Annotated in this window: 19 protein-coding genes; 10 read left to right on the top strand and 9 right to left on the bottom strand. The window is 66.4% G+C overall.

All coding sequences use genetic code 11. From position 1 onward, the window contains the following. Positions 1-13: 13 nt before the first annotated feature. Positions 14-844 (bottom strand): isocitrate lyase/PEP mutase family protein, encoded by an 831-nt coding sequence (locus QHG62_RS01435; RefSeq protein WP_281149039.1) that lies wholly within the window; start codon positions 842-844, stop codon positions 14-16. Positions 845-943: 99 nt separating this feature from the next. Here QHG62_RS01435 and QHG62_RS01430 point away from each other — a divergent pair, with 99 nt between their 5' ends. Continuing rightward, entirely contained in the window at positions 944-1,402 is a 459-nt protein-coding gene (locus QHG62_RS01430; RefSeq protein WP_281149038.1) for a CopD family protein, read from the top strand. A 241-nt stretch (positions 1,403-1,643) separates the two neighbouring features. Here the strand turns inward: QHG62_RS01430 and QHG62_RS01425 are convergent, their stop codons facing one another. The 7 genes from QHG62_RS01425 to QHG62_RS01395 form a co-directional block, all read right to left on the bottom strand. After that, entirely contained in the window at positions 1,644-2,228 is a 585-nt protein-coding gene (locus tag QHG62_RS01425) for a hypothetical protein (protein WP_281149037.1), read from the bottom strand. Between the two features lie 364 nt (positions 2,229-2,592). Continuing rightward, entirely contained in the window at positions 2,593-3,024 is a 432-nt protein-coding gene (locus QHG62_RS01420) for a VOC family protein (RefSeq protein ID WP_281149036.1), read from the bottom strand. Between the two features lie 17 nt (positions 3,025-3,041). Further along, positions 3,042-4,277, bottom strand: a complete 1,236-nt coding sequence (locus QHG62_RS01415) for a CaiB/BaiF CoA transferase family protein (protein WP_281149035.1) — start codon at positions 4,275-4,277, stop codon at positions 3,042-3,044. Between the two features lie 8 nt (positions 4,278-4,285). Continuing rightward, positions 4,286-4,852 carry a hypothetical protein gene (locus QHG62_RS01410; protein WP_281149034.1) on the bottom strand — a complete coding sequence of 189 codons (567 nt, stop codon included), beginning with the start codon at positions 4,850-4,852 and terminating at the stop codon, positions 4,286-4,288. Positions 4,853-4,879: 27 nt separating this feature from the next. Then, on the bottom strand, positions 4,880-6,079 hold the full coding sequence (locus QHG62_RS01405) for a hypothetical protein (RefSeq protein ID WP_281149032.1): 1,200 nt from the start codon (positions 6,077-6,079) through the stop codon (positions 4,880-4,882). A gap of 49 nt (positions 6,080-6,128) precedes the next feature. Further along, positions 6,129-7,088, bottom strand: coding sequence for a hypothetical protein (locus tag QHG62_RS01400; RefSeq protein WP_281149031.1), 960 nt, complete (start codon positions 7,086-7,088; stop codon positions 6,129-6,131). A gap of 124 nt (positions 7,089-7,212) precedes the next feature. Next, positions 7,213-8,412 (bottom strand): acyl-CoA dehydrogenase, encoded by a 1,200-nt coding sequence (locus tag QHG62_RS01395; RefSeq protein ID WP_042580725.1) that lies wholly within the window; start codon positions 8,410-8,412, stop codon positions 7,213-7,215. A 186-nt stretch (positions 8,413-8,598) separates the two neighbouring features. On the opposite strand from QHG62_RS01395, the gene QHG62_RS01390 reads away from it, so the two are divergent. The 4 genes from QHG62_RS01390 (at position 8,599) to QHG62_RS01375 (ending at position 12,850) form a co-directional block, all read left to right on the top strand. Continuing rightward, complete coding sequence (locus QHG62_RS01390) at positions 8,599-9,507, top strand: LysR substrate-binding domain-containing protein (RefSeq protein ID WP_281149030.1); 909 nt, start codon at positions 8,599-8,601, stop codon at positions 9,505-9,507. A 60-nt stretch (positions 9,508-9,567) separates the two neighbouring features. After that, positions 9,568-9,972, top strand: a complete 405-nt coding sequence (locus QHG62_RS01385) for a phage holin family protein (RefSeq protein WP_281149029.1) — start codon at positions 9,568-9,570, stop codon at positions 9,970-9,972. A gap of 90 nt (positions 9,973-10,062) precedes the next feature. Further along, on the top strand, positions 10,063-10,776 hold the full coding sequence (locus QHG62_RS01380) for a 2OG-Fe(II) oxygenase (RefSeq protein WP_281149027.1): 714 nt from the start codon (positions 10,063-10,065) through the stop codon (positions 10,774-10,776). Positions 10,777-10,951: 175 nt separating this feature from the next. Then, positions 10,952-12,850 (top strand): adenylate/guanylate cyclase domain-containing protein, encoded by a 1,899-nt coding sequence (locus tag QHG62_RS01375; protein ID WP_432445569.1) that lies wholly within the window; start codon positions 10,952-10,954, stop codon positions 12,848-12,850. Here QHG62_RS01375 and QHG62_RS01370 read toward each other — a convergent pair. Further along, complete coding sequence (locus QHG62_RS01370; protein WP_281149026.1) at positions 12,832-14,838, bottom strand: acetoacetate--CoA ligase; 2,007 nt, start codon at positions 14,836-14,838, stop codon at positions 12,832-12,834. The genes QHG62_RS01375 and QHG62_RS01370 overlap by 19 nt on opposite strands. Before the next feature lie 99 nt (positions 14,839-14,937). On the opposite strand from QHG62_RS01370, the gene QHG62_RS01365 reads away from it, so the two are divergent. From QHG62_RS01365 to QHG62_RS01345, 5 genes are read left to right on the top strand one after another with little or no spacing between them, the layout of a single operon-like run. Further along, complete coding sequence (locus QHG62_RS01365) at positions 14,938-15,669, top strand: TetR/AcrR family transcriptional regulator (protein ID WP_157611219.1); 732 nt, start codon at positions 14,938-14,940, stop codon at positions 15,667-15,669. After that, complete coding sequence (locus QHG62_RS01360; protein WP_281149025.1) at positions 15,666-16,610, top strand: ABC transporter substrate-binding protein; 945 nt, start codon at positions 15,666-15,668, stop codon at positions 16,608-16,610. Before QHG62_RS01365 ends, QHG62_RS01360 begins: the two co-directional genes overlap by 4 nt. Beyond that, a complete protein-coding gene (locus tag QHG62_RS01355; RefSeq protein ID WP_281149024.1) occupies positions 16,607-17,389 on the top strand; it encodes an ABC transporter ATP-binding protein in 783 nt (260 codons plus the stop codon). The genes QHG62_RS01360 and QHG62_RS01355 overlap by 4 nt, the downstream gene beginning before the upstream one ends. After that, positions 17,382-18,152 carry an ABC transporter permease gene (locus tag QHG62_RS01350; RefSeq protein ID WP_281149023.1) on the top strand — a complete coding sequence of 257 codons (771 nt, stop codon included), beginning with the start codon at positions 17,382-17,384 and terminating at the stop codon, positions 18,150-18,152. Before QHG62_RS01355 ends, QHG62_RS01350 begins: the two co-directional genes overlap by 8 nt. Beyond that, complete coding sequence (locus tag QHG62_RS01345) at positions 18,149-18,946, top strand: ABC transporter permease (RefSeq protein ID WP_281149022.1); 798 nt, start codon at positions 18,149-18,151, stop codon at positions 18,944-18,946. The genes QHG62_RS01350 and QHG62_RS01345 overlap by 4 nt, the downstream gene beginning before the upstream one ends. The last annotated feature ends 18 nt before the right edge of the window (positions 18,947-18,964 follow it).

Below are 18,964 nucleotides of genomic sequence, written 5' to 3'. Positions count from 1 at the left end.
TGCCTTGTACCCGTTACTTGCCGAACGGCCGAAAGAATCCGTCGAGCTCGCCGCCTGTGGCCGCGCCCGCAAACCCGTCGAAGCGCCCCTCTTCCGCCAGTGTGCGCGCGGCGCGGATGAACCCGCCCCAGGCCGCGCGTGCAAGTGCACCGCCCACGCTCACGCGCCGCACGCCGAGTGCGGCGATGTCCTGCATGGTGAGTTCGCTCGTCGATCCGACAAGCAGGTTGACCGGCTTGGGGGCCACGGCCGCGACCACCGCAGCAATCTGTTCGCGCGTCTTGATGCCAGGTGCGTAGAGGCAATCAGCGCCGGCCTCGGCATAGGCCTTGAGCCGCGCGACGGTGTCGTCCAGGTCGGGTCGGCCCGCGAAGAAATTCTCGGCGCGGCCGATCAGCAAGGTGTCACCGCCCGCCGCATCGATCGCTTGGCGCGCAGCGCGGAGCCGCTCTACCGCCACGCCAATGGGAAAGAGCGGGTTCGCGGCATCGCCCGTCGAATCCTCGATGGAGAGGCCGGCCACACCGGTGTCGATGGCGAGCCGCACGCTTTCGGCAACGCCTTGCGCGTCGGCTGCAAAGCCGTTCTCGAAGTCGGCGTTCACCGGCAGGTCGGTGGCAGCGACCAGTTCGCGCAAATGGTCGAGGATCAACCCGCGTTGCAGCGCGCCGTCAGACTTGCCTCGAGACCATGCAAAGCCCGAACTGGTAGTGGCCAGCGCCTTGAAGCCCAAGCCTTCCAGGTAGCGTGCGCTGCCCGTGTCCCACGGGTTGGGAATGACGAAGCAGCCCTTCTCGTGAAGGTCGCGGAAGTCGGCGCGTTTTTGCGCGATGGTGCGGGTCATCGAAGCCTCGTCTTTCTGTCTTGCGTGCAAAAGATGGAGTTTTAACGCAACTGCGCCGGCATTGCGCACTCGCACCTTTCGGTGTTCTGATCGGCCCCCATGCCTCACGTCATCCTGCTCTTCATCCATCTTCTCGCCGCCGCCTTCTGGGTGGGCGGCATGGCGACCCTGCACTTTGCGGTGCGCCCCGCCGCCGTTGCCACGCTGGAGCCGCCGCTGCGCCTGCGCACGATGGCCGCGGCGCTGCGGCGCTTCTTCGTCGGCGTGGATGCGGCGGTCACCCTGCTGTTCGCGACCGGCGTGGCCATGATCCTGCTGATGGGCGGCTTCCGCGGCGTGCACTGGCGCGTCGAGGCGATGATGGGGATTGCCATCGTCATGGCTGGCATCTACGTGTACATCCGCGCCTCGGTGTTCAAGGCGCTGCGGCGGGCGGTGGATGAAAGCGCGTGGCCTGTCGCGGCAGGGCGGCTCGACATGGTGCGCAAGCTGGTGAGCCTGAATCTCGCGCTCGGTGTGGTGGTGTTCGGCGTGGCGATTGTCGGGCGCGCCGGCTGAGAGCCTGTGGTGGTTGCTCGTTGGAGCCGCCGCTGTTCAGGGCTGGTGCAAAGGCCACCGGGTACTCCCCTCCGCGAATGTCCCCCGCGGCTGCGCCCCTCCTCCTTTATTTCGCTGCGGAGGAGGGGCGGAAGCCCGCAGGCCGGGGGACATTCGCGGAGAAAGGTACCCCGTCGGCGGGTGCGCTCCCCGAACAAGGCACCCCACGATCGTCGAAAGGCTCCAAGCAGAGGATCGACCGTCAGTGCTCGCCCAGCGCCGCACCGTCCACCGGCTTCAGCAGCCACTGCGCGATGTCCTCGCCCAGCTTGTAGGTCACGACACCGACCATGCTGCAGGTACTGCGCGGCATGCCGAAGTAGATGAACATCTGGCGCTGCGCGGTGAACTTCGCGGGCGCGTCGCCCTGGCGCTCCAGCGTGCCGCGCAACTGAACGATCTTTGGGTCACCATAGAGGCCGCCCGCGTTCGCCAGCAGATCGGTAATTTCCAGCTTCAGCACGGGCGCGGCCTGCGCGTTGGCGGGTGCCGGCGGCGCGAGCAGAAATTCGTAGGGTTCAACCAGCTGATCCTGCACGGCTTGACGTAGCGAGGCAGGCACATCGCATGCGTCGTCGGCCTTCGACAGTTGCACGCCCTTGGTGGTGGTGCCGTAGGCGATGGCGGGCATGACGACGCTGTTGCGCGGCGTGGCGGTCGCGGGCGGTGGCTCGGGCGTGGCCGGTTGGCGCGAGCCGCAGGCGGCCAGCAGCGTGGCGACGGCCAGCGCGGACATGGCGACGGAAAGTCGCGCGGTCGCACGCGCGGCAGATGAATGTTCGGACATTGAAAAGCTCCCTTGAAAAATCGTTGTATGCGCGATGGCGCGCGCCGATTCTCCGCGAAGCTCAACGGGCGGAGCGGTAGTCGAGGTGCGGGTGCATTCGGGGAGGGTGCATTCAGGGCGTGCGCAAAGGCCACCGGGTACTCCCCTCCGCGAATGTCCCCCGGCCTGCGGCCTCCTCCTTTATTTCGCTGCTCTGTGCAACGCACCCGCTGGCGGGGTGCCTTGCGCAGCGAAATAAAGGAGGAGGCCGCAGGCCGGGGGACGCCGGGGGACATTCGCGGAGCAAGGTACCCCGTCGGCGGGTGCGCCGCCCTGAACGAACAGCCCGCCGAAACCAAAACCGCGGCAACCAGGAGACACGGAATCAACCCGCCGCGCCCTTGAGTTCGACGCTGTTGCCGTCCGGATCGGTGATATACATCGAAGGGCCATTCCCCTCGGCACCGAAGTTGTTCTGCACCTCGCCGTGCACCGGCACGCCGTGTCGGGCCATCAACGCGCGGATCGCCGTTTCGTCGAAGGGCTCGATGCGCAGGCAGATGTGGTCGACGTTGCGGCCTTCCTTGCCGGCCAGGGCGCCGCCCTGCTTGCCGAGCGGGCCATCGAGCGTGACAAGGTCGATGAGGTTGGTGCCGGCGCGCAGATGCACCAGGCCGAGGTCGTCACGGCGCTTCTCGACGACGCAGCCCAGCACATCGCGATAAAAGGCAATCGACTGCTCGACGTCCTTCACGCGCAGCACGACATGATCGATGCGCAGCACCGAGAACGGTGGGCTGTGCATCGGGTCGGTCATGGCCGGTTCTCTTTTCTTTAAACCACGCCCGCCGCGCGCAGGGTGTCGAAGCGCGCGGCGTCGATGCCGAACTCGGCCAGCACCTCGCGCGTGTGCTGGCCCAGCGCCGGCGGCGCATGGCGCAGCACCGGCGGCGTGGCCGTCAGACGCAGCGGGCTCGCCACGCCGGTGATGCTTTCGATGCCGTCGCCCGCATCGCGCGGCAGCGTCACGGCCAGGCCGCGCGACTTGACCTGCGCATCGTCGAAGGCTTGGGCAATGTCGTTGATCGGGCCGCAGGGCACGGCCTTGTCCTCGAGCAGCGTGACCCAATCGGCGGTGGTTCGGGTGCGCGTGAGCTCTTCCATCATCGGAATGAGCACGCCGCGGTGCTTCACGCGCAGGGTGTTGGTGGCAAAGCGCGCATCGGCCGCCCACTCCGGGTGGCCGGCCGCCTCGCAGAAGCGCGCGAACTGGCCGTTGTTGCCGATGGCCAGCAGCATCGAACCGTCCAGTGTCGGAAAGTCTTGATAAGGCGCAAGGCTCGGATGCGTGTTGCCCTGGCGCTGCGGCGCCTTGCCGGTGTTGAGAAAGGCGCTCGCCTGGTTGGCGAGGATGGCCATGCCCACGTCGAGCAGCGCCATGTCGATGTGCTGGCCTTCGCCGGTGCGGTCGCGCACCTGCAGCGCCGCGAGGACCGCAGTGCTCGCATAGACGCCGGTGAACAGGTCGGTGAGCGCCACGCCCACGCGCAGCGGGCCGCCGCCTGGCACGTCGTCGGGACGGCCGGTGATGCTCATCATGCCGGTCATGGCCTGGATCATCAGGTCGTAGCCCGCGCGCTCGGCATACGGGCCGTCGTGGCCGAAGCCGGTCACGCTGCAATAGATGAGCCGCGGGTTGGCCGCGCGCAGGCTCTTGTGGTCGAGCCCGTATTGCTCGAGGCCGCCGGTCTTGAAGTTCTCGACCACGATGTCGGCCTGCGCCGCCATCAGCTTGAGCAACGCCTGCCCATCGGGCGTGGCCATGTCGACCGTGACCGAGCGCTTGTTGCGGTTGCAGGCGGTGAAGTAGCTGGCCTGGTCGGTGTCGTTACCGTTCGCGTCCTTGATGAACGGCGGGCCCCAGGTGCGCGTGTCATCGCCCACGCCGGGCCGCTCGATCTTGATGACGTCGGCACCCAGGTCCGCAAGGATCTGCGTACACCACGGGCCCGCGAGCACGCGGGACAGATCGAGAACTTTGATGCCGCCGAGGGCTGCTGTACTGGTCATTGGATCGTCTATTCCTTGAGAAGAATGTAATCGCCGTTCTTGTCGTAACGCACTATGTTTTTTCCCGTCTTGATGCACAGCACGCCGCCACATTGGGTCAGGGCACCGGAGTGCGTGGCGCGGACGATCGCGGTGCTGAAGTCGGCTTGCCGGGCTGCTTCCAGGCTCTTCCAGACCAGGTAACCGGAGCCGCCGGCCGCCAGCACCGCTCCGACCAGCAGTGCGAGCCCGGCTTTCCAGATCAGGCCGCGCTGGGTGCGCTGCAGCGCAGCCCTCTGCTCATGCAGATTTGCCGCTGTCTGCGTCGCCTGGCGCGCAGTCTGCTGCAATTCATGGCTGCACTGGTCCAGCGCCTGCTTCAGCCCGCGCCTGATCACCTCTTGCGCAAGCGCGCCAATGGTGCTTACGGTTTCTTGTGCCAGTTGCTGCCCCGCCAGCCCCAGGCCCTGCGCAGTCTGCATCAACCGGTCGCCGCTTTGCGACACTTCGAGCACGCACTGCCGGCTGCGCTCCTCCAGCAAGTCGGTCAGGGCCGCCAACCGAATGGCCAATGTCTTGAGTTCTTCGGAATTCATTCTTTTTGCTCCCTGCATCATCCAAAGTCACATGCACATCACCGGCCCGCTTTGCCGGGGGGCGGCTTGCATCATGACGGCCTGTTCCGCCATTGCTTGTGCTTGCTGCGCCGCGAGCGCCGCCTCCCGCTCGGCCTGGTTGTGTTCGCGGCCTGCCTGCAGCCATTCCTGCCCCGAAGTGGACACGAGGAACTCCTGGCTCACCCCACGCATGGCGGCCCCATCGCGGGCCATGGCCGCGTCCGTCAAACGAATGAACAGGTCGTCGGTGCTGCCGCGCGGCGCGGACGGTTCGTGCGACAGCCCGCCCAGCTGCGTGGCTGGGGCAAGGCCGTGGCCGTTGTCTGCAATCGTGAACGGACTCTTCCTGATCGGAAGCGTGCGGTATGGGTCTTGCGCGTCGAACTGCATGGCCTTCTCCTGGCGCTCCAGCCGCACGGCACGCGCGTCGTCGAGTTCCCGGAGCCGGTCCCGGTCCTTGATGAGATCGTAGGTGGGCGCTCCCGCCATCGTCCCCTTCAACTCATCGCTGAACTGGTACCAGGTGCCTTTCTTCGGAAAATACTGCGCATGAAGGTCCTTGGTGCCGATCTTGTCGGGATCGTTATGCGCAAGGGTTCGGGACGCGGTGCCTGTCGCCAGGGTGAGCTTGCCCAGATACGTGAACGCATCGAGAGGGCGGTCGTACTCGAGCGCAATGACATCGGCCGTGGTGAAGCCGAGCCGCCTCGCGCCCAGGGCCGAGCTATCGAGCATCGTGTGCCAGATCTTCTGCGCATCCGCCTCGGTTCCATTGCGGCGGGCGGCTTCGAGAAGTTGGCGCGGTGTCCAGGCGTTGGGGTCGATGCGGGCGTTTTCGAAGGCTTTGTCATGCGCCTTCTGTACATCGCGGATTGGCAGGTTCAGCGCCAGTTCAGGACGCGGAACATGCCCCTCCTTGGTCGCCATGTGATCAAGCCGAAGCGCAAAGTCCTGCTGGATCAAGTCCTGGCCGAATTTTTCCCAGTCGCGCTCACTGAGATGGCGGCCGTCCGCTACCGCTTGCATCTGCGCGTAGCTGTTGGCCACCGCGCCCGGCATGCTGTCGTTGCGCACCACGCCCAGCGCCAGCAGGCCGTAGCCGTCATTGCCCGGGTGCTGCGCCAGGTAGTTCCAGTACAGCACGCGGTTGCCTGTCGCCGCGTAATGTTTGAGGACGTCCATGTCCTGCTGGTTGAGTCCCGCCATATGCTCCCCTTTGTTTTAGCGTTGAATGTTGATCACAAGTGCCACCTACTCAGCGCACCCGGTATTGCTTCAGGCGCTTGCGCAGTTCGGCTTCGAAGCGTTTCCAGTCCTTCAGGAGGACGCGAGAGTAGTCGATGCTGATCGAAAGCATGTGCTCTGGAATTACGAACCGGTGCGTGCATGAGGTGCCCCATGGACCAACCCACTCCACACGGTCTTCGCTGATGGCATAGCCGTCGGGCTTGAGGTGCGAGCCACACTTGATCAGTGTCGTAAGGCGGCCCTCGGCATCACGGTCGAGGTACCAGTCTTCCTGATTTTCCAAACGATAGTCAATGGACTCATAGCCATCGATGCGCTCCCGCTCCTTTTTGTGCGCTCGAAACTTCTGCTCGTTCACGTAGTAAGGGATAAGCCCGAAACGAGGGGGCTGCCTATCGCGCTGGTCCAACTTTTCATACCGATAGTCGGAGGGGTAGTCGATGAACTTCTCCAACAGCGGTCCGATGGACACGCGGTTGACGTATTCGAGAGAGCTTCTGATCAGCGTGTGCGCACGTTCCGCCTCCGAGCGCTTGCCCGGCAGCGGCGCCTGCAGGTCGGGCCACTGCATCAGCAAGACCACCCCGCCCTGGAAGTCCGGCCCCATCTGGTCATAGAAGTGGTTGGCCGGAATGCGGTAGCGGTTCGGCCCCAGGCAGGTGTCGACGGGCTCGTCGTTGTAGCCCGACCAGCGGTGAGGCTTGGCACCTTTCATGACCCAGCGGCTGGGTTCGTACATCTTGTAAGGCAACTCGACGCAGGGCTCCAGCGCCTCAGGCGGCGCTTCGCTTGCAAAGGCTGGCAAAGCGATGAAGCCTGCGCCAGCAATCATTGCCAAGGAGCGCAGCAAGCGATTGCGCGGGGTTCGGCTAAACGCGGCAAGCAATGCGGGCTGCGCTTGCCAAACTGCGGCCACGAGGGGCGCAAGAATGCCACGGACCGGCGACGGGGGCGTCGTTCTTTCCATTGATGTTCCGGGCCCTTTCAAGAGCCCGGTCTCCCTGATATTTATTCCCCCATCATATGTGGCAGCTTGCGGCGCCCCCTCAGCTTCCGCGGCAGCGATCGTTCCTGCCGGGAAGTAACGTGTCTTAGTTCGCGAAAGCCGCAATGCCCGTGATCGCGCGGCCCAGGATCAGCGCGTGGATGTCGTGCGTGCCTTCGTAGGTGTTCACCACTTCCAGGTTCACCAGGTGCCGCGCCACGCCGAACTCGTCGCTGATGCCGTTGCCACCCATCATGTCGCGCGCCAGGCGGGCAATGTCGAGGGCCTTGCCACAGTTGTTGCGCTTCATGATCGAGGTGATCTCGACCGAGGCGGTGCCTTCGTCCTTCATGCGGCCCAGGCGCAGGCTGCCTTGCAGGCCCAGCGTGATCTCGGTCTGCATGTCGGCCAGCTTCTTCTGGATGAGCTGGTTGGCCGCGAGCGGGCGGCCGAACTGCTTGCGGTCCAGCGTGTACTGGCGGGCGCGGTGCCAGCAGTCTTCGGCAGCGCCCAGTGCGCCCCACGAGATGCCGTAGCGTGCGCTGTTGAGGCAGGTGAACGGGCCCTTCAGGCCCTGCACTTCGGGGAACGCGTTTTCTTCAGGGCAGAACACGCCGTCCATCACGATTTCGCCGGTGATGCTGGCGCGCAGGCCCACCTTGCCGTGGATGGCGGGGGCGCTCAGGCCCTTCATGCCCTTTTCGAGCACGAAGCCGCGGATCGGGCCCACGGTACCGCTTTCGCTGACTTCCTTGGCCCACACCACGAACACGTCGGCGATGGGCGAATTGCTGATCCACATCTTGGCGCCGCTGAGCGAATAGCCGCCCGGCACCTTCTTGGCGCGCGTGACCATGCTGCCGGGGTCGGAGCCGTGGTCGGGTTCGGTCAGGCCGAAGCAGCCGATCCATTCGCCGGTGGCGAGCTTGGGCAGGAATTTCTGCTTTTGCGCTTCGGTGCCGAATTCAAAGATGGGCACCATCACCAGCGAGCTCTGCACGCTGGCCATCGAGCGGTAGCCCGAATCGACGCGTTCGACTTCGCGGGCGATCAGGCCGTAGGCGACGTAGTTGAGGCCGGGGCCGCCGTACTGTTCGGGAATGGTGGGGCCGAGCAGGCCGAGCGCGCCCATTTCGCGAAAGATGGCCGGGTCGGTTTCGCCGGTGCGAAAGCCCTCGATGACGCGGGGCGCCAGGCGCTCCTGGCAGTAGGCATTGGCCGCGTCGCGGATCATGCGTTCTTCATCGGTCAGTTGTTGGTCGAGAAGAAGGGGGTCGTCCCAGTGGAATTGCGCTTTGGCGGCCATGTGGCTGTCTCCGGAATAGGGGAAAAAAAAGAAACCGAGGGGAATGAGCCGATCCTAGCCATGCAAGGGGCCGGGCGCAAACGATGAATCCTCACCCAGATATGCGCACGACGCACATCTCGCCGCTGCGCACAAAGACGTTTCCATTGGTAGCGGCATCGTCCCAGTCATACACTAGCGGCATACATGCGCCGCAAGATCCCACCCCTGCAGACCCTCGTGTGCTTCGACGCCGCCGCGCGCCACGAGAGCTACACCCGCGCCGCGCAGGAACTCGCGCTCACGCAAAGCGCGGTGTCGCGCCAGATCGGCACGCTGGAAGCCTTCTTGGGCGTGGCGCTGTTCCGCCGCACCCGCCACGGCGTGGCGCTTACCGCGAGCGGCGCCGCCTACGCGCGGCAGATCACCAAGCGGCTCGAAGCCATGGAGCGCGACACGCTCGACGCCATGGCGCACCAGGGCGAAGGCGGCTCGCTTTCGCTGGCGGCCGTGCCCACCTTTGCCACACGCTGGCTGATGCCGCGCCTCAAGGGCTTTGCGGCGCTGCAGCCCGACGTGGTGGTGCACATCGAGACGCGCACCCGCCCTTTTCTTTTTGCCGATGCGGAGTTCGATGCCGCGCTGTATGCCGGCACGCCCGCGCAAGTAGAAAACTGGGCCGGCACGCGCGCACTCATGCTGATGCACGAAGACGTGGTGCCGGTCTGCAGCCCTTCGCTTCTGCCGCGCGGCAAACCGGTGGCGCCCGCAGCCATCGCGAAGATGCCGCTGCTGCAGCAAAGCACGCGGCCCGACGGCTGGCGCCAGTGGTTCGACGCGCAGCAGATCGACGCACCCAACGCGCGTGGCGGCCCGCGCTACGAGCTGTTTTCCATATTGGCCGCGGCCGCTTCGCACGGCCTGGGGGTCGCGCTGATGCCCACCATGCTGGTCGCCGATGAGCTTGCGCGCGGCGAACTGGTGGTGGCCTGCGCGCGGCCGCTCTCGGGCGAGCGCAACTACTACCTCGTAACACCCGAGCGCGCCGACCAGCGGCCGCTGCTGAAGTTCTTCAGCGACTGGCTGCTGGCCGAGGCACGGCGCGACCCATCCTGAGACGCTGCCGATATGATGGCCTGCATCATCGCGCGGGCCGTCTCTTGCACCCCTCACACCATGCTGAACAACCTCGTCCCCTTTCTCGTGCACTGGGCCATCACAGCGCTGTCGCTGTGGGTCGCAAGCCTGATCTTCCGCGGCCTCAAGTTCGAAAGCACATCGGCGCTGGTGATCTCGGCCCTGCTGCTCGGCCTCGCCAATGCCGTGGTCAAGCCGCTTTTAATCGTGCTCACGCTGCCGTTGACGCTGCTCACCTTCGGCCTCTTCCTGCTGGTGATCAACGCGCTGATGATCATGCTGGTGGCCGCGCTGGTGCGCGGGTTCAAGCTCTCGGGCTTCTGGACCGCGTTCTTCGCAAGCATCTTCATCTCGCTGCTGAGCATTGCGATCGGCGCGCTGGTGAGCGGCAGCGACCCGGCCACCAACATCCAGATGCCGACGGGCAGCGGCAAGTGGATATAGCCGGCGAGCAGGTATAGGCAGGCAACCTTGGCCGGACGTGGTGTCCGAAAACGGCCAGCGCCGCCGCCATTCCGGCAGCACACTGGCCGCATGCCGATCTCTCCCGAAAAATCTGTTGCCGTCCTCGACTGGCCGCGCATCGAAACCGAACTCGCCACGCGCGGCTGCGCCGCGACGGGCGTGCTGTTAAGCCCCAAGGAATGCACCGCACTGGCTGCGCTCTACGACGAGCCCGGCCACTTCCGCAGCCGCGTGGTGATGCAGCGCCACGGCTTCGGCCAGGGCGAGTACCAATACTTTGCCAACCCGCTCCCTCCGTTGCTCGCCGAGTGGCGCAGCGCCCTCTACGAGCGCCTGGCGCCTCTTGCCAACGCATGGGCCGCAGCCATGGGGCAGCCGGCCGACTACCCGGCGGACCACGCCTCCTACCTTGCGCGCTGCCATGCGGCGGGCCAGTTGCGCCCCACCCCGCTGCTGCTTCGCTATGACGAGGGCGACTACAACTGCCTGCACCAGGACTTGTACGGCGACCTGCAGTTTCCGCTGCAGCTCACGGTGCTGCTGAGCCGGCCGGGCGAAGACTTCACGGGCGGCGAATTCGTGCTGACCGAGCAGCGGCCGCGCATGCAGTCGCGCGCGGAGGTGGTGCCGCTCGCACAGGGCGAAGCGGTGATCTTCGCGGTGAACCAGCGGCCGGTGGCCGGCACGCGCGGCACCTACCGCGTGAGGATGCGGCATGGCGTGAGCCGGGTGCGCACGGGCCGGCGGCATACGCTGGGAATAATTTTCCACGACGCGCACTGACCCAGATAGTTCCCTTGCGCCGCTGAAGTGTTGCATCGGACGCGAAATTCTGCACACCTCCATTGAAAACTTAAGTGCGTTAGTAGCGCACTGCACACTTACGCTGACACCTGTTAGCGCACCCACCGCAAAATGACCGCTGCATTCCTCGACGGGGCAGCCGTCCTTTGCTTCTGTGGAGACAACACCAACACCGCCAAGGGCCACGGGCCCCTATCGCAAGCCGCGCCGCTTCAGAGTGGACGTGGGCACGGTCGTCAGCGCCGTCGCCCTGAGCCAGTCGCTGCTGCTGGTGGCGCTGGGCTACTGGGGCTCGCAGCGCTTGGTCTCCAGCATCGGCCAATCGGCCCACAAGGCAAACCACGACCGCACCGAAGACAAGGTGCTCGCCTTTCTGGCCAAGACCGAATCGGTGGTGGGCGCAATCAGCGACTCGCCCAACCTGCGCCCCGCGGGCGACAACAACGGCCAGACCGCCGAGCTGCTGTGGACGCTGCTGCAGCAATCGCCCGAACTCGACAGCACCTACGTGGCCAACGACGACGGGCAGATGCTGATGGTGTTGCGCTACCCCGCGCTGGCGGTGCGGCAGATCTCGCGCGGCCCGCAGTTCACCACCGAGACATGGCAGTACAAGCCGGCGTCCGACACACCAGGCGGCGTGCGGCAGCGCTACGGCACGACGCACATCGAGGCCTACCGCAGCAGTTACGACCCGACCAAGCGCAGCTGGTACATGCAGGCCCGCCAGGCCAAGGGCCCGATCTGGACGCAGCCCTACGTTTTTGCCGCCGCGCAGGAGCTGGGCGTGACCTATGCGTTGCCGAGCAGGCGCGGCCCCGAAGAAGGCAGCGACGGCGTGATGGTCGTGGCGGGCGACGTGTCGCTGGGGCGGCTGTCCGAATTCGTGCGCCTCTTCAGCAGTGGCAGCGGCCAAGGCAACAGCGCCCTGCTGAGCGCCGACTATCAGGTGCTTGCCCGCAGCGACGTGCCCGGCGTGGTGCGCGAACTGGCGCCGGCCAAGGGTGGCGTGCTCGGCGCGCTGCATGAGCACATGGTCGCCGACGGCCTTGCGGCCGGACCGCACGACACCAGCTTTTCCATCGCGTTCGACGGCAAGCGCTATCTGGTGCAGCACTCGCGCATTCCGTCCACCGGCTGGCAGCTGGTCAGCTGGGTGCCTGAAGACATGCTGCTGGGCGGCCTGCAGCGCGCCGTGCTGTGGGGGCTGCTGCTGGCCGTGATTTTCCTGGCGGCAACGCTGCTGCTGTCACTGCGGCTTTCCAAGCTGGTCACGTCGCCGGTCGAGAACCTGTCGCGCATTGCGCGGCGCATCGGCCTGCTGGAGCTGGACAACCTGCCCCGCGAGCCGAGCCGCGTGCTCGAAATCCAGCACCTGGACCAGGCCCTGGACGAATCGGCGCGAAGCCTCAAGGCCTTCAGCAAGTTCGTGCCGGTGGATGTGATCAACCGCCTCATCGCCGAAGGCCACACGCTGGCGCCCAGCGGCTCGCCGCGGCGCATTGCGGTGATGTTCACCGACGTCGAGGGCTTTACCCGCATATCCGAATCGCTCGAGGCCGATGTGCTGGTAGGCATGCTCACCGAGTATTTCAATCTTGCAGCGCGCGTGTTCGCACAGCACGGCGGCGTGATCGACAAGTTCATCGGCGACGGCATCATGGTGCTGTGGGGTGCGCCGGCAGACCTGCGCGACGCCGAGTACCAGGCCTGCACGGCGGCCCTTCAGCTGCACGCCGAAATGGGCGAGCTCAACCGCAAGTGGCGCGCCGAAGGGCTGCCTGAATTCCGCACGCGCATCGGCATTCATACCGGCGTGGTGATTGCGGGCGTGCTCGGATCGAACGACCGCCTGGCCTACACGGCATTCGGCGACGTGATCAACGTGGCGAGCCGCATCGAGGGCATCAACAAGCAGCTGGGCACGCAGACGCTGGTGTCGGAAGCCACCTTCGAGGCGCTGCGCGGGCGCCTGCGCACGCGCCGCATCGAGGAAGACGCGGAGATTCGCGGGCGCCGCACGCGCATGGTGCTCTACGAACTGCTGGCCTGAGCCGCGCGCCGCGCCGCAAAGGCCACGAACCAGTCGAGGCTGCCCGGGTTGGCCATGGCCTCGCGGTTGACTACTTTCTCGATCGGCTGGCCGAGCAGCAGCTTCTTGATGGGCAGCTCCTGCTTCTTGCCCGAAAGCGTGCGCGGGATTTCGTCGACCTGGAAGATGTCGTTGGGCGCAAAGCGCGGCGAAAGCGAGGTCTTGATGGCGTCGTTGATCTTCGCACGCATGGCGTTGTCCAGCGGCACGCCGGGGCGCAGCACCACGAACAGCGGCATGTAGCTTTCGCGGCCGAGGTATTCGAGATCGACCACCATCGAGTCGAGCACTTCGGGCAGGCCTTCCACGGCGCTGTAGATCTCGCTGGTGCCCATGCGCAGGCCCTGGCGGTTGATGGTGGCGTCGCTGCGGCCGTAGATGATGCAGCCGCCGTCTTCGCCGATCTTGATCCAGTCGCCGTGGCGCCAGATGCCGGGGTAGGTGTCGAAGTAGCTCGACAGGTAGCGTGCGTTGCCTTCGTCGCCCCAGAAGTACAGCGGCATCGATGGAATGGCCTTGGTGCAGACCAGCTCGCCCACTTCGCCGATGACGGGCTGGCCGTCTTCGTTCCATGCCTCGACCGAGTGGCCGAGTTGCCGGCACTGCATCTGGCCGGGTACCTCGGGCAGTTCGCGGTTGCCGCCAACGAACGCGCCGCAGAAATCGGTACCGCCTGAGATGTTGCACCACCACACGCTGTCGGCGCCCGCGGCCAGCAGCTGCTCCGTGCCCCAGCGCTGCACTTCTTCCGACAATGGCGAGCCGGTGCTTCCCAAGGCGCGCACGCGCGTGAGGTCTCCGCATTCGGCTGCCACCACGCCGGCCTTCATGCAGTTGGTGAAGTAGGCTGCGCCGGCGCCGAAGAAGGTGATGCGGTGCTTGGCGACAAAGCGCCACAGCACGGCCCAGTCGGGCTTCTCCTTGCTGCCGGCCGGGTGGCCGTCGTAGATGACGATGGTCGAGCCGAACGCCAGCCCGCCAAGCTGGCAGTTCCACATGACCCAGCCCGTGGAGCTGTACCAGTGAAAGCGCTCGCCGAAGTTGTTGGCACCGTAGCTCGCGCCCACGTCGTTGTGCAGCCCGCAGGCATACATGGTCATGAGGATGCCGCCCTGCCCGTGCACGATGGGCTTGGGCAGGCCGGTGGTGCCGCTCGAATAGACGATCCAGATCGGATGGTCGAACGGCAGCCACTCGGGTTCGAAGGCTGCCACCTCGGCATCGTTGCGCGCGATGGCACCCTGCCAGTCCGCATCGGCCGCGAGTTGTTGCGCGGCATACGGCGTTCTGAGCAGCAGCAGCTTCTGCACACTGGGCAGTGCGCCGCGCAGCTCTTGCACCACGGCGCTGCGGTCGAGGGGCTTGGCGCCGTAGTGCACGCCGTCGGCGGCAATCAGCAGCGTGGGTTCGATCTGGCGAAAGCGGTCGACCACGGCGGCCATGCCCATGTCGGGCGCGCACACGCTCCATACCGCGCCGATGCTCGAGCACGCGAGAAACGCCACCATGGTCTCGGGCACGTTGGGCATGTAGGCGGCCACGCGGTCTCCGCGCCGCACCCCAAGCGCACGCAGCGTGAGCGCAACCGAAGCCACCTGGCGGCGCAACTCGGGCCACGACATCTCGCGTACTTCGCCGAGCTCGTTGTCGCTCACGATGGCGGCCATGCCGGCCGCATGCGCCGCGTCCGCATGGCGCAGCACCTCGCGCGCGTAGTTGACCTGCGCGCCCGGAAACCACGTCGCGCCGGGCATGCGCGCTTCGGCCAGCACCGCGGTGTGCGGCGTGGGCGACTGCATGCCCATGTAGTCCCAGATGCTCTGCCAGAAGGCGTCCAGGTCGGTCACGGACCAGCGCCACAGCGCGTCGTAGGTGTCGAACGAAAGGCCGCGCTGGTCGCGCAGCCAGTCCTGGTAGAGGCGTATCTGGGGGATGTTGGGGGCTCGCATGGCTTGAGGGTAATGCCGCGTTCCGCATCGCTCAATCGGGGTTGACCTCAGGGTTTGTACGTGTGTTCAATAGTTTTGTACAGACGTTCAATACGCCCGATGAACACCCGGACCCCGCCCGCCAAACGAAGCGCCCACCGGGCTGCGGCTCCTGTGGCCGAAGCCACCCGGCCCGACCGGCGGCAGGCCATCCTGCTGGCGGCCGAAAAGCTTTTTGCACAGCACGGCTATCACGCGGTCACGATCCGCCAGATTGCCGAAGAGGCGGGCGTGCCGCTGGCCCTGGTGGGCTACTACTACGGCCCGAAGCATGAGCTCTTCCACGCGATCTTCGAGCACTGGAGCCACAGCATCGATGAGCGGCTCGCGGGCCTCAAGGCGGTGCACATCGACCCGGCCGACCTGCGCACGCTGCCGCGCATCATCGAGGCCTTTACCGGCCCCGTGCTTGCGCTGCGCGCCAGCGCCGAGGGCGAGTACTACGCACTGCTGGTGGCGCGCGAGCTCTACCACGCCACCGAGGAAGCCGACCGCGTGTTGCGCGGCTACTTCGATCCGCTGGCCGAGGCGTACATCGACGCACTGCACCTCGCCATGCCGCACGCCACGCGCGGGCAGGTGGCGTGGGCCTACCAGTTTGCGCTGGGCGCCTTGTTGCATCACCTGAACGACAGCCGCATCGAACGGCTTTCGCACGGCGAGAACGTGCGCAGCGATCCTGCGGCCACGCCGATGCTCGTGAACTTCATCGTCGGCGGGCTGCGTGCAGCGCTGCCGCGGCCGAAGGCCCCGCCAAAGAAAACCACCACTCCCAGGAGACAAAAGACATGATGAAACGACGCACCCTGCTGTCGGTGCTGGGCGCCGCATCGGCCGCCGCGGCGCTGCCTTCGCGCGCGCAATCGAACCCGAAGATCGTGTTCGGCTACACGGCCGTGTCGGACTTCGCCTCGGTGTTCGTGTCCGCCGAAGAGGGCTACTTCAAGAAGCGCAACCTCGAGGTGGAACTCAAGTTCATTCCGCTCAACTCCACCATTCCGGCCGCGCTGCAGTCCGACTCGCTGCAGATCGGCGGGCCCACGCCTTCGGTCTTCCTGCAGGCGGTAGACGGCGGGCTCGACCTGGTGCTGGTCGCGGGCGGCGGGCTCACGTCGAAGACGATCACAGGCTTTGGCCTGGTGGCGCGCGCGGGCTCGGGCATCAAGAACCCGCAGGATTGCGTGGGCAAGAAGATCGGCGTGCCCGGCCTCGGTGCTTTCCTGCACGTGACTTTTCGCGCATGGCTCAAGGACAGCGGCGTGGACTACCGCAAAGTCAACTTCGTCGAGGCGTCGTTTCCGCAGCATGCCGACCTGCTGCGCGGCGGCTCGGTCGATGCGGTGGTGTCGGCCGACCCGTTCATGAGCCGCATCACCGAGAGCGGCGCGGGCTACGTGGCCTCGTACTACTCCACCTTCCTGCCGGAGAACAACCAGACCATCGTGCATGCGGCCAAGCGCGAGTGGGTGGCAAAGAACCCGGGCGCCGCGCGCGCGTTCCGCGAATCGCTGGTCGAGGCCGCGGCCTTCATGCAGCAGCCGAAGAACGACGCCAAGGTGCGAGCGGCCATCGGCAAGTACATCAAGCTGCCGCCCGAAGTGCTCGCGAAGATCCAGATCTCGCCGCCGGGCGCCACCGTGAACGAAAAGCAGCTGGGCTACTGGGTCGGCCTGATGAAGGACCAGGACATGCTGAAGACCTCCATCGACGTTGCAAAGCTGATTGCCAAGTGAACGCTGCCGCCGACTTCCTTCGCTTCGACGGCGTCGCGATCCGGCTCGGCGGGCGCGAGATCCTGTCGCCCACTTCGTTCGACGTGGCGCGCGGCGAGTTCGTCTGCATCGTCGGCCCGAGCGGCTGCGGCAAGACCACGCTGCTGCGCGCGGCCAGCGGCTTGGTCACCGCCAGTGCCGGAGAAGTGCGGCGCAACGGCGTGAAGATGACGGAGCCTTCGCGTGAAGTGGCTTTCGTGTTCCAGGACTACGGCCGCGCGCTGCTGCCCTGGCGCACGGTGGAAGGCAACGTGAGCCTGGCGCTCGAAGCCGCCGGCGTGCCCGCGGCCGAGCGTGCGCCGCGCATTGCCGACGTGCTCGGCAAGGTGGGGCTTGCAAAGCACGCGCAGAAATTTCCGGTGCAGCTTTCGGGCGGCATGCAGCAGCGGGCGCAGATTGCCCGCTGCCTGGCGCAGAAGCCCGAACTCATGATGATGGACGAGCCCTTCGGCGCGCTCGACGCGCTCACGCGCCAGAGCCTGCAGGACGAGCTCGCGCGCCTGGTGCGCGACGACGGGCTGACGGTTCTGTTCGTCACCCACGACCTGGAAGAAGCCATTTATCTGGGCGACCGCGTGGTCGCCCTGCAGGCCAACCCCGGGCCGGGGCGGCCGAGCTTGGCGCGGATGATCGACGTGAAGATTCCGCGTCCGCGCGACCAGCTCACGACCAAGGAGCATCCGGAGTATTTGCGGCTGCGCCGCGAGCTGTTCGCCTTTATCGAGCAGGGCCATGACTGAAAGCGGCATCCTTCGCTGGCTTCGGCCATGGGTCTTTCCGGCCATGCTGGTCGGCGCCTTCGAGTGGTATGCACGCCGCGCGGCCGCATTGGGCAGCGACGCACTCGCTCCCCCGAGCGCCGCGGCCAAGGCCTTCATGGGTGCGGCGCTCGACGGCTCGCTGTGGCAGGCCACGGGCTTCACGCTGGGCACGGCTGCGCTCGGCCTGCTGCTGGGGGCCGTGCTCGGCATTGCACTCGGGCTGGTGATCGGGCTCTCGCGGCGCGCGGCGCAGCTCGGTTCGCTGTCCATCGAGGTGCTGCGGCCCGTGCCTTCGGTGGCACTGATTCCGCTCGCGATGCTGAGCTTCGGCTTCGGCGTGCGCATGGAGCTGGCCATCGTTGCGTTCGCCACCTTCTGGCCACTGCTGGTGCTGGTGCAGTCGGCGGTGCAGCAGATCGAGCCCCGGCTGCTCGAAGTGAGCCGCGTGCTGGGGCTCTCGCCGCGCGAGCGCGCCTTCAAGATCGTGCTGCCGGCCATCGTGCCGCGCCTGTTCGTGGCGCTGCGCCTCGGCGTGGCGGTGGCGCTGGTGGTGGCCGTGACGGTGGAGATTGCGGCCAACCCGCACGGCATGGGCTACGCAATGATGATTGCGCAGCAAAGCTTCGACCCTGCGCTGATGCTTGCCTGGCTGGGCTGGATCGGCGTGGTGGGCTTTGCGATCAATGCGGGCATGGTGCTGCTGCAGCGCGTGGTCGCGCAACGCATGGGGGTGCTGCCATGAACGAGGCAGGCCGCCGACGCGTCGGCACGGAATGGCTCGGCTCGTTGGCCGTGCTGTGCGCGCTTATTGCGCTGTGGTGGATTGCGAGCAACGCGGGCTGGGTGAGCCGCGTTTTCCTGCCGACACCGCAAGCCACCTTTGCGAGCCTGCTCGAAGGCCTCAACCTCTCGGGCGCGAACGGCAATGGAGGCGGAGAGCTGCTCGCGTTCACGCAGGCGACGGTCGGCCGAATGGTGCAGGGCTGGCTGCTGGCCTCGCTGTTCGGCGTGGTGCTGGGCGCGGCCATCGGCGTCTCGCCCGCGGTGCGCGCGTGGGTGCAGCCGACGCTTGAATTCATCCGCCCCCTGCCCGCTTCGGCGCTGCTGCCGTTGGCCATCTCGATCTTCGGGCTGAATCCCGGCATGGTGCTCTTCGTGGTGGCCTTCGGCGCGATGTGGCCGGTACTGCTGGCCACGGTGCACGGCTTTGCGGCCGTGGAGCCGCGGCTATCGGAAGTGGCGCGCTGCCTGCAGATGTCGCGCGCGGCCTTTGTCTGGAAGATGGGCCTGCCCAACGCCATGCCCGACATCCTGGCCGGCATGCGGCTCGCGCTGACCATTGCACTCATCGTTGCGGTGGTGGGCGAAATGATCGCCTCGCAAAGCGGCCTGGGCCAGGCCATTCTTCTCGCGGCGCGCGCGTTTCGCGCCAGCGATCTTTTTGCCGGCATCGTGCTGCTCGGGCTCATCGGCTTTGTGAGCAACGCGCTGCTGGCTTTTGCCGAGAAGCGGCTGCTGCGCTGGCAGCGGCCCTGACGAACCCTTCACGCCAAC

Origin of the sequence: Variovorax paradoxus (genome assembly GCF_029919115.1) — a bacterium.
Taxonomy (GTDB): Bacteria; Pseudomonadota; Gammaproteobacteria; order Burkholderiales; family Burkholderiaceae_C; genus Variovorax; species Variovorax paradoxus_O.
The sequence above is the reverse complement of the archived record's forward strand: the minus strand, read 5'-3'. Positions and strand labels throughout refer to the sequence as shown.